Source organism: Microcoleus sp. Aus8_D2 (assembly GCF_036702665.1).
GTDB lineage: Bacteria > Cyanobacteriota > Cyanobacteriia > Cyanobacteriales > Microcoleaceae > Microcoleus.
On sequence record NZ_JAUBUN010000063.1, the window covers coordinates 27,025 to 36,991 of the forward strand.

The 9,967-nt window shown below is 47.2% G+C and carries 10 protein-coding genes; 5 read left to right on the top strand and 5 right to left on the bottom strand.

Translation table 11 applies throughout. The annotated features are described in order from the left end of the window. Positions 1-76 precede the first annotated feature (76 nt). Positions 77-790, bottom strand: a complete 714-nt coding sequence (locus QUB64_RS30315; protein ID WP_442921733.1) for a DUF1997 domain-containing protein — start codon at positions 788-790, stop codon at positions 77-79. A gap of 121 nt (positions 791-911) precedes the next feature. On the opposite strand from QUB64_RS30315, the gene QUB64_RS30320 reads away from it, so the two are divergent. Continuing rightward, positions 912-1,571 (top strand): NAD(P)H-binding protein, encoded by a 660-nt coding sequence (locus QUB64_RS30320; RefSeq protein WP_333277660.1) that lies wholly within the window; start codon positions 912-914, stop codon positions 1,569-1,571. A 210-nt stretch (positions 1,572-1,781) separates the two neighbouring features. Here QUB64_RS30320 and QUB64_RS30325 read toward each other — a convergent pair whose 3' ends face one another. Continuing rightward, complete coding sequence (locus tag QUB64_RS30325) at positions 1,782-2,138, bottom strand: hypothetical protein (protein ID WP_333277662.1); 357 nt, start codon at positions 2,136-2,138, stop codon at positions 1,782-1,784. A 1,046-nt stretch (positions 2,139-3,184) separates the two neighbouring features. Here QUB64_RS30325 and QUB64_RS30330 point away from each other — a divergent pair. After that, entirely contained in the window at positions 3,185-3,889 is a 705-nt protein-coding gene (locus QUB64_RS30330) for a glycoside hydrolase family 24 protein (protein ID WP_333277679.1), read from the top strand. A 407-nt stretch (positions 3,890-4,296) separates the two neighbouring features. Here QUB64_RS30330 and QUB64_RS30335 read toward each other — a convergent pair whose 3' ends face one another. Next, the gene (locus QUB64_RS30335; RefSeq protein ID WP_333277664.1) at positions 4,297-4,809 is read right to left on the bottom strand and encodes a hypothetical protein; all 513 of its coding nucleotides are present in this window, start codon (positions 4,807-4,809) and stop codon (positions 4,297-4,299) included. Between the two features lie 112 nt (positions 4,810-4,921). Between QUB64_RS30335 and QUB64_RS30340 the strand changes: the two genes are divergently transcribed. Continuing rightward, positions 4,922-6,136 carry a hypothetical protein gene (locus QUB64_RS30340; RefSeq protein WP_333277666.1) on the top strand — a complete coding sequence of 405 codons (1,215 nt, stop codon included), beginning with the start codon at positions 4,922-4,924 and terminating at the stop codon, positions 6,134-6,136. 310 nt (positions 6,137-6,446) lie between these two features. Then, positions 6,447-6,644 carry a hypothetical protein gene (locus QUB64_RS30345; RefSeq protein ID WP_333277668.1) on the top strand — a complete coding sequence of 66 codons (198 nt, stop codon included), beginning with the start codon at positions 6,447-6,449 and terminating at the stop codon, positions 6,642-6,644. 50 nt (positions 6,645-6,694) lie between these two features. Here QUB64_RS30345 and QUB64_RS30350 read toward each other — a convergent pair whose 3' ends face one another. Beyond that, positions 6,695-7,039 (bottom strand): Dethiobiotin synthetase, encoded by a 345-nt coding sequence (locus QUB64_RS30350; protein ID WP_333277670.1) that lies wholly within the window; start codon positions 7,037-7,039, stop codon positions 6,695-6,697. A gap of 303 nt (positions 7,040-7,342) precedes the next feature. Here QUB64_RS30350 and QUB64_RS30355 point away from each other — a divergent pair, with 303 nt between their 5' ends. Next, complete coding sequence (locus QUB64_RS30355) at positions 7,343-8,809, top strand: SGNH/GDSL hydrolase family protein (RefSeq protein ID WP_333277672.1); 1,467 nt, start codon at positions 7,343-7,345, stop codon at positions 8,807-8,809. Positions 8,810-8,940: 131 nt separating this feature from the next. Here QUB64_RS30355 and QUB64_RS30360 read toward each other — a convergent pair whose 3' ends face one another. Further along, positions 8,941-9,756 carry an MlaE family lipid ABC transporter permease subunit gene (locus tag QUB64_RS30360; protein ID WP_333277675.1) on the bottom strand — a complete coding sequence of 272 codons (816 nt, stop codon included), beginning with the start codon at positions 9,754-9,756 and terminating at the stop codon, positions 8,941-8,943. Positions 9,757-9,967 lie beyond the last annotated feature (211 nt).

The following is a 9,967-nucleotide window of genomic DNA, read 5'->3' on the forward strand; positions in this document are numbered from 1 at the left end:
CCCGCTCGATTACTTCAACCCGCTCCCGTCGCGTGAGTGTTTGTATAAACCTGGTTTCAACCGCCGGGTCTTCTTGTTAGTGTTTCTTAGGCTTTTTGGGAAAGGGAATTCCTAAACTTTCGTGAAAAACAAGCTGAGTTTTATAAGTTAAGCGGCGGTTGACTTGTTTGATGATTTTTTCCAAAAGCGCATCGCCTGTTTTTTCAATGAGAGGTTGAGACATCGATCGAATAAACTTGGGAAAGCAAACCCCTACAGCTAAATCTAGCTTCCACGTAGCGCTGGTAATCGCAGGCGGTAGCTGGGCGCGTTGCGACGCAGGCCAATCGGCTGCAAACTCGTCAGATGGTATCTCTACTAGCTTCATTGCCGATCGAAAATCCACTTCATATCCGGGCGAGGTATAATTCGGCACCGGAATAGTTTTAATCAAATAGCAGCCTTCAGCGTCAGGTGGGAGCAACTCTAAACCAATTCTCGCCTCAACTCGGTAGCCCAAGGCCCCAAAACGCCCGATTAATAGATCGTAGCCGTTTTCGCCGATCGGCTCAGCCTTCATTGGCGAAGCGCACTGACAAAACCAAGTCTTGTGATTGTTCAAATGCTGCGCCACCGTAGCAGCATCGGCGTACATCTCCATGCTGTCTTCAAAATGGGTGTGAAACCAAATCGGCTCAACTTCCTCTGTTGCATCCGCACCTGCACTTTCGGGCTGTCTGAAACTCGCATCTGGGTAGCAATTTTCGTCACAAGCTTCAACAGTTTGATATTCAGCGGAATCCTGCCTCATCATATGCTCTCCTGTAATACACGCCAATCAGTCGGGTTGGGGATGTGGTCGGGGAGTTTCCTCCCTACAATTGAGAAATAGATAGTAACAAAACTTACCCTAGAACAGCATAACTCGACTTATGAAAGCATTTGTAGCAGGAGCCACAGGTCAGACTGGCCGCCGAATTGTCACTGAATTGGTCAAGCGGGGCATACCCGTGCGCGCCCTAGTCCGAAATCTAGAGACAGCAAGGCAAATTTTACCACCTGAGGCAGAGTTAGTTACTGGCGATGTATTAAATACGACTTCTCTGGGCGATGCGATCGGCGATAGTACGGTGTTGCTGTGCGCGACGGGGGCGGCCCCTGGTTTTGACCCGACTGCGCCTTACAAGGTGGATTTGGAGGGTACTAAAAATTTGGTGGAGGCAGCTAAGGCTAAGGGAATTGAGCATTTTGTGCTGGTGACTTCTCTGTGCGTTTCTCAGTTTTTTCACCCGCTGAATCTGTTTTGGCTGATTCTGGTTTGGAAGAAGCAGGCGGAGGAGTATTTGCAAAAAAGCGGTTTGACTTATACCATTGTCCGTCCGGGCGGTCTCAAAAATGAGGATAATTCAGATGCGATCGTCATGAGGAGTGCGGATACACTGTTTGAAAGCAGCATTCCCCGCACTAAGGTAGCTCAAGTCTGCGTGGAGGCGCTGTTTCAGCCGGCTTCTCGCAACAAGGTTGTGGAAATTGTGGCGAAGCCGGACGCTGCGCAAAAGAGTTTTGAGGAGTTGTTTGCCGGTGTGGTTTGATTGGATGAGTAGCTTGGGTTCGGTGCGTGAGACAATAATCCTTCGACTAGAGTCAAAACTTTGGGCTGACGCACCCTACAACTGGCGTGGTTTGATTGGATGAGTAGCTTGGGTTCGGTGCGTCAGACAATAACCCTTCGACTAGAGTCAAAAATTTGGGCTGACGCACCCTACAACTTAAAAAAACCCACTTTTTACCTAAATCATCAATTAATTGAAGTTAAGGGCTGGCTCTTTGCACAGGTTAACAGCATCCAATTCTGTGAATTTGCCGTCGGAGTATTCGGCTCTAACATCAAAAATACAGCCGGCATCCGAGCCTTGGTAGTCACCTTGATTCCACTCAAAATCTGCTTTTTGTCGATCGGCAATGGGGGCGTCTAGTTCATTTTGTCCCCAATCATTCTTATCGGGAGCAGACATATACACGGCTGTCATCGTCTTGCCGCTGTTGTTAATCACTGAAACTCTCACCACCCGAGCGAAAACACTAGGTGCTGTCAGCGCTAACAGCGACAGGGAGAGCCCCGCAGCGATCGTGACTTTGCTTAATAACTTGTTAATCATTGACCAATCAACCTCAACATTAGATATCCCTCCAAGCTTAGCTGTATAATTTAGAACTCACAAGTAAGAGGCGTAGGGTGCGTCAATCTGAGCGTCCAAGCTTGGGTTCGGTGCGTCAGACAATAACCCTTCGACTAGAGTCAAAAATTTGGGCTGACGCACCCTACTACTGGCGCACAGGTTTCCAGAAACCGGGTTTTTTTAGGAAAATACACAGGTTGCAGTAGTCTCTTCGTAGGGTGCGTCAGACAATAACCCTTCGAGTTGAGTCAAAAATTTGGGCTGACGCACCCTACAACCGATAGCTTGGTAGGTGCGTCAGACAATAACCCTTCGAGTTGAGTCAAAAATTTGGGCTGACGCACCCTACACCTCTAGATTTATCTCTAATTTTTCGATCGCCAAATCTGGCAAAATCTTAAGAGTTTGACAATCCGCCATTGAAAATTCTCCCTCCCCGCATGATGAAAACTCTCAAGTGGCCAGCTTGGTTCCCCTATCCGATTTCGTGGTTAAGGGCATTTGCTCTCGCTCAGAGTTTTAGTTTTGTCCTTCGCAGGGGCATTCCTTTCGCCAGCGACGATATCGGCTTTCTGACTGTACTGCTGGCGGCTTGGCTGATTCAGTTACCTTTGTTCTTTGTCGCTCATTTTTTAGCCGTCAAAATCCTCAATCCCTTACTCAGTATGCTGCCGGACCGCTTTCGCGTGGGGCGCAAGTTCAAGCGGCGGAATACTGGAGTGCGATCGCACTTGCGAGAAGGCTTGAATGCTGTAGTCGTGATTTTTTTTGCGTTTAGTCTAGCGCTGCTGGTGCAACTGGCGATTTTTTATTGGCCAGCGCGATCGATCGATCCGGCTCAAATGCTCGCAGGAATCTCTACTCTAACAAATGTGGCGATCGCAGGTGAATTCGATTTCTGGCTGGTAAAATTAGCGGGGGCTTTATCGAGTTTAACGCTATTAGCCGCGCCGCTATACCAGCACGATTTTCGCGTGCGGCGGATGCGGGCGGATCGAAAATTAGCCGAAATCGCCGAAATGGAAATGACTGCATTTGAAACTGAGAAAATCCGCCGTCGCAAAAGAAGTTTGCTGAGGATCTCGGAAATTCAAATCCTGGGATTTATAATTGCGATCGGCGTTGTAATTAGTGGCGCTGTTTTTTTGGTAGCCAATTTGCGAGGAAATCAGCCGTTTTCGCAGTCGGCGAGTGAAGTAAGAAAAATGCCACCACTGGCGATGAAAACCGGCGATCCTTACATTCGAGCTTTGATGCGCACTATTTCTGCTAGCGAGTCGAATGTTTCTCGGCCTTATCACGTTGTTTACGGTGGCAAATATGTATTAGACTTGAGCCGCCATCCTGACTGGTGCGTGAAAATTGTTAACGGCCCAAATGTCGGCAAATGTACTACAGCGGCGGGTAGGTATCAATTTTTGACTTCGACTTGGAAAGATAAAGCGAAGCGCTATCACCCGAATCCTGGTAATTTTGTATTGTGGCAGGATTACAGTTTTGAACCGGAATATCAGGATGCTGTGGTTTATGCTTGGTTGAGCGATCGCAAGTTTTGGAAAGCTGATATTCCTGAAATGTTGCGGCAGGAAAGATTAACTGATGTTTTGCGGATGCTGTCGGGAACTTGGACGAGTTTGGGATATGGAATTGAGAACAATTCTATGAGTTCTAGTTTGCCCAAAGTCTACCAGAAAGTGCTGCGGGAAGAACTGGAAAATACTGGTTCTTAGGGAATTATAGCAGTTGACCGCTTGACAGTTGACCGCTTGACAGTTGACCGCTTGACAGTTAGGGAGCATCTCAGTTTTGATTTTATAGTGCGAGCTTAAGATCTCGCGATCTATCCAACACTCGCGAGATCTTAAGCTCGCACTGTAAAGAAATTGCTTTTTTGCATTCATTGAGATGCTCCCGACAGTTGACCGCTTGACAGTTACCTATGGGAATCTAACCGTTTAGGGTAGACGGTTATCGGGTTCTATTCATGAGGTTATCTATGTCCTAAAAGCTCAGAAGGTTGCCATATATATATCAAATCCACTCGAACGAAAACAATAAAATAGGTTCGTAGTGCGGAATGCAAGTCCGCAGATTAGGACTCTTCGTCCTCACTACGAACCAGGTTTCCGGTGCTAATTTACCCTCGGTTTAGTGATGTTTTTAAGAGCGAGGCAGAGCCTCTACGTATAGGTTCCAAGGCAGAGCCTAGGAACCAGTTAAAAATCTCAAATCTCAAAATGGAAAATCGACTGACTGATGACTCTTTCAATTCTGGTAAAAATGCAGTCAAACATTTGTACAATTCTAATCCATGCCCAGCTTGCAGCGGATAAAGCTTGTCGAAATTAATCTGGTTTCCCGGCTCTAATTTCCACTTTGTTTGCTGTGCTGTTTTCGAGGAAATTTCGATCGCTACCGTGATGTTAATAATGTTGTTGTGCTGCGGGAATCCCCGAAAGCAATAGCTTTTTCCCGTGCGCGTGTCGGAGTCGCTGCCGGTAATGTATCTGTCTTGCTTGCGAAATTGGATTTCTCGAAAAGGTCGATCGATCGCAAACGAGTCTCGGTAGCGGTAGTCTCCGTCAGGCAAACTTTGGACAGTCGGCCTGATTTGAGCTAGAACTGTTAGTGATGTGGCCGCTAGGAGCATTTTCACCGGATTTATGAGTATGAGCGCCTAAGTCCTATCTGGGAAAGAAGCAAGCAAGAACAGGAAAAAACTACAACTGACAACAGCTTACAGCATAAATTATTGTCAAATTATGAAGAATTCTAAATATCAGTCTTTAATTCTGTGGCGGCAAGTCGGAGGCGTGGCGGCTTTACAGGGGGCAATTACTCTGAGTTGGATGCTTTACCGACTGTATTTGCCTCAACTTTTAGCGGGATTTGGCTTTGCGGGATTGGACAGGGGAATCACACTTCTGGAAGACTGTTTAGCAGTTGCGATCGAACCTTTAGCTGGCTGGCTTTCTGACAAGCAGCGCCACTGGATGGGAACTCGTTTTCCGCTAATTGTTGGGGGTACTATCCTGTCGTCAGTCATATTTATTGCGATTCCTGTTGTTTTTATTTTCGGCAATTCTGTCTCGCCCGTGCGCTGGATTTTGCCTGCGGTAATCGTGGTTTGGGCGATCGCAATGGCATTATTTCGATCGCCCGCCGTGTCGCTATTGGGGCAATATGCAAGTCAAACACAGTTGCCCCAAGCCATGAGTGTATTAGTGCTTGTGGGGGGACTTATCGGGGCAGCAAAGCCTGTTGCCGGAGATTTTATTCTGAGTTGGGGCCCAGCTTTTACTTTCGCCCTTGGCTCATTTGTATTGTTGGCTGCGGTAGCAGTTTTGCGCGCAGTTAATCCTGATGCTGCGGTGTCGGAATTGCCACCGAAGGCTGCACTTTCTGAGGGAGTTGCTATCTTGCCGCTGGGTTTAATTGCGGTGACAGGAATGGCTGTGGCTTGGGGGACTCGGGCGATGGCGACACGGATTCTGCCTGATGTTTTCCCAACTCAAATCGCGGGCGCCGATCTGAAATTGTTAATGGCAGGATTTGCGATTGTTTTGGCTTTTGCTGCTTTGCCGGCTGGGAGAATTGCCACCCGTGTGGGTAATCAGCGGGCGCTTTTGGGCGGATTGGCGGTAACTGCTGTTTTGCTGTTGGCGGTGGCTTTCAGTCAGGGGATTGTGATGGTGGGGGCGACTGTTTTGGCTGTGATTTTTAGTTACAGTTTGGTGGCTAACGGTGCGGTTCCTTTTGCTTTGTCTCTGGTGGCGCCACAGCAGGGAGGATTGGGCGTGGGGATTTATTTTGGCGGTTTTTCGCTGGGCATGAGTTTGTACTCAGTTGTGTTTGCAAAACCTTTGGCAATTCCTGTTGTTAATACAGCGGTTGTGGGGGCGATCGCCTTTTTGGTAGCTGGTATCTGTGTCGCCGCGGGCGATCGGCTGTTACAAACACCATCTGTAACAAATTAATCAAATTCGTTCGATCGTTAGGAATGCAAGTCCGCAGAAGAGAACTTGAATTCCTGACGCTCAAACAGATGTAGCTGGTATCTGTGTCGCCGCGGGCGATCGGCTTTTACCAACACTTTATGTAACAAATTAATAAGAGTTGTTATGCAGTTCAATAAGAGTTATTATGCAGTTTAACTTGCTCCCTGCCTATCGTGAATAATTATTTCATGGTTTGATCTCTCTTACCGATGTGAGTAACAATAGAAATATTGAGCAAGCCCTGAGAAAATTAGTGGCGCAACTCTACGGATAACTTGAGGATACTGCTATGTTTTGCCTGAACCGAGAAACCAGAAATTTAGGGCTAGTCGAAACGGGCAATAAAGAGCTGCGAGGCTCTAAAACCTCGGCTGCTAAAAATATCCGCAGTCCCCGATCGCGAGTTTACAAAGATGAGGCTTTAGTGTCCGCCTCGCTGGCGGGACTTCCGGCTCTTTTGGCATCCCTGGAAAGCTTTCGCGAGTAGTAGAGTTTGACAATTTTTATTGTAGAACATCGGGAGTTGACTTAGCTAAACTATTGCCAGACGCCAGAAAAGATATTCTTGACTGCGATCGCAATTCGATTTAAGTCTTCTTTCAGCAGCGGCGGCCAAGAAACTCCTCTGCGAAGTCCTGCTTCAAATTGCAGCAAACTTTCGACTGAAAGTAAATGCAGTGCCGAGATTAATTGTCGATCGAGCATTGGAGATTCTTGCAGCCCTTCAAACAATATTTTTAAAGCTAATAAAATCGATGTCACCTGTCCGGGTACGGGTGGCTGACCTTGTTTGAGGCGCATCAGGAAGGCGTCGGGATTTTTCTTGGTTTCCAGGGCGGTTCCTTGGTCGATCAGAAAACTGCGGGCTGTTTTGTAATCCATTGGAAGTGCGATCGATCTCCTGTAATTAATTTAGCTGGGATTATATCACTTTTTGTCCCGCTCAATTTGGTAATATAGCAGATGTTGAAGGAAGAAGTCCGATGGAAGTCGGAAGAAGTCCGATGGAAGTCGGAAGGCAGAAGGAAGCAGCAACTCGTGAGGTGCGGATTGCCGTGTAGCGTACAGCTACTCGTAAGGCGCTGATGGCGCACCTACAGCTCTCGGAAGGTGCGCGGCTTTATAGCACCCTACAGGTACTGTTGGTAGTTATGCGTAGGTTTTATATAACGGAAAAATAAAACAATGGCAAAACGGCAGGGAAAGAGCAGAAAATCCCAAATTTATCGCTACTTGTGGCTGCTTTGTTTGTGTCTCAGCTTTCTGTTAGTTCCGGTCCTCAAAAAAATAGTTGCCGAAACGCCATTTCCCCCGCCCGCTCCTATTGTAAATAATGCTAATTTTGGAGCTAGAATTCAAAGAACGATGGGGTTACTTGCGGCCAGCACTCCCACAGAACGCCACCAAGTACGCATTTTATTTTACGGTCAATCCATCACTCAGCAAGATTGGTGGAAAGATGTAACGCAGAATTTGAAACAGCGATTTCCCAATGCAGATTTGATTGTAGAAAATCTGGCGATCGGAGGATTTGCGGCCCCGATTTTAATCCGTCCCAGCGAACACGATTTGTATCCTTTTTATCCCGATTTGCTAATTTTCCACGTCTACGGAGGTGATGAAGATTACGAAGCGATAATTGCCAATGTCCGCCGCCGCACTGCTAGCGAAATACTCTTGCATTCAGACCACATAAACTGGTTGCCGACAGGTAACAGCAGCGACAATCCAGATGAAGTCAAAGGATATGAATGGCACAACACTCATTCTACCAAATGGCTGCCTGAGTTGGCAGATAAATACGGCTGCGAAATCGCGGAAATTCGGCAACCTTGGCGCAGGTATTTGCAAGACAATCGCTTGCAGCCAAAACAGCTATTGAGCGACAGCATTCACCTCAACGCTTGGGGAAATTTTCTCCTAGCTGCTCTCATCAAACCGCACCTGCGATACAACCCAAATTCGGCTCGATTACCGCAGCAGGATTTAGTAAAAACCTATACGGTTGGTAAGGATGTTAAGTGGCAAGATGGTAAGTTGGTTTTAGAGTTTGACGGAAATCGGATAGATGCGATCGCCGATCGAACCTTCAACGGCGAGGCAATTTCTGCTAAAATTGCGATCGACGGCAAAAAACCCTCAGAATTTCCCGAACTTTACAGCATCACCAGACCCAGCGCTACTGTGGGCGTCCCTTGGCCCGCAATTCTCCAAATATCAAGTCAAAAACCGCTCATCGTCGAAGATTGGAAAGCGATAATCACTGAGATTAACAGCGATGCTACCAAATTTAAATTTGACGTGGTAGGTTCTCAAACAGGTTACGACGGCAGCGGTACCAACGACAAAATGTTTGTCTCAAAATCCGGCCGCGTCGCCATTGAACCGAGAAACTGGTGGCTGCAAAATGCCTATGAATACTCGAAAAAGCCTACTCCGAAAGGCTTTGAAATTTCGTGGCAGATTAAGCCGATGTTTGTTGATTCATACATTCCGCCACAAATTGCCGATTCAAGTCGCGAATATCCTACAACATTGGCTCAGAATTTGAGCAACTCCAAACATATCCTCGAAATCATTCCTGAAACAGACGGGACAGTTCCTATTCAAGCAATTCGAGTCTATCGCCCTCCTTATATTCCTTCGCCATGAATAAGGACTCTTCGTCCTTACTACGAACTTAATTTATGTAGGGTAAATCCTGCGCGTTTGTAGTGAGGACGAAGAGTCCTTTCTTTAGGTATGAAGAAGGACTCTTCGTCCTGACTACGAACCCACAACAATTACCCCCCGCTTCTTGTAATCCCCAACTCGTGAAACATCAACAGCGATAAAAAGAAATCCGCCACAAAAACAAACACCCAAGAAGTCACCACCGCCGCCGTTGCAGCTTGACCTACCCCTTTCCCTCCGCCCGCCGTCGTCAACCCCCAACCGCAACCGACAAGCGCAATTATCAACCCAAAAATTACACTCTTAATCGCCACAGTTACTAAATCCCAAGGCCCCAAAAAAGTCCGCACCGATTCCAAAAATACCGACGGTTCCAACTCATAAAAATTAACCGCCACAAACAGCCCGCCCAAAATCCCCACCGCCACCGAAAAAATTGTTAAAATCGGCAGCATGACGCAGCAAGCTATCACCCTCGGGACTACCAAATAATCAACCGGATTTGTTCTCAACATATACAGGGCGTCTATTTGTTCCGTCACCTGCATTTCTCCTATCTCCGCCGCAAAAGCCGAACCTACTTGTCCCGCCACCACGCCGGCCGTTAAAACAGGTGCTAATTCGCGACAAAATGCCACAGCAAAAGCACCTCCCACTGCCCCAACCGCCCCAAATCGCAGCAATTCTCTGGCCGATTGAACCGTGAAAATCATGCCCGCAAAAAAGGCTATTAGCAGCACGGAGCGCAAAGAATCCAGGCCGACTGTTACTAAATGTTCCATGATTTTGCGGCGGTCAATTTTGCCTTGGACTAGGCGCAGCAGCACTTGGCCGCCCAGGAACAGGGTCACTAAAAATCGCTGAAACCACCTGTTATTGAAGGTTTCATCTAAATGTCGATCGCGCTTTTGGTATTTTTTCACCAATTACTGATGGCTGGCGATTAATTGCAAACAGGCCGAAGCACTGCCACTACTGAGATTTTTGCCAATTGTACAGCAATTATTGCACAATTTGTCAACATATATTTTCAGTCGGGCCGCCTTACGATTGGTGGGTTAGACGGGAGCATCTCATTTTTGTAAAAAGCATTTTTTATGATAGTGCGAGCTGTCGCGAGCTCGCGAGTTGTACAAT

Bases quoted from the DNA above. Each gene is read 5' to 3' on its own strand.
- QUB64_RS30315 (WP_442921733.1), bottom strand. From the start codon at position 790: ATGAGGCAGGATTCCGCTGAATATCAAACTGTTGAAGCTTGTGACGAA.
- QUB64_RS30320 (WP_333277660.1), top strand. From the start codon at position 912: ATGAAAGCATTTGTAGCAGGAGCCACAGGTCAGACTGGCCGCCGAATT.
- QUB64_RS30325 (WP_333277662.1), bottom strand. From the start codon at position 2,138: ATGATTAACAAGTTATTAAGCAAAGTCACGATCGCTGCGGGGCTCTCC.
- QUB64_RS30330 (WP_333277679.1), top strand. From the start codon at position 3,185: ATGACTGCATTTGAAACTGAGAAAATCCGCCGTCGCAAAAGAAGTTTG.
- QUB64_RS30335 (WP_333277664.1), bottom strand. From the start codon at position 4,809: ATGCTCCTAGCGGCCACATCACTAACAGTTCTAGCTCAAATCAGGCCG.
- QUB64_RS30340 (WP_333277666.1), top strand. From the start codon at position 4,922: ATGAAGAATTCTAAATATCAGTCTTTAATTCTGTGGCGGCAAGTCGGA.
- QUB64_RS30345 (WP_333277668.1), top strand. From the start codon at position 6,447: ATGTTTTGCCTGAACCGAGAAACCAGAAATTTAGGGCTAGTCGAAACG.
- QUB64_RS30350 (WP_333277670.1), bottom strand. From the start codon at position 7,039: ATGGATTACAAAACAGCCCGCAGTTTTCTGATCGACCAAGGAACCGCC.
- QUB64_RS30355 (WP_333277672.1), top strand. From the start codon at position 7,343: ATGGCAAAACGGCAGGGAAAGAGCAGAAAATCCCAAATTTATCGCTAC.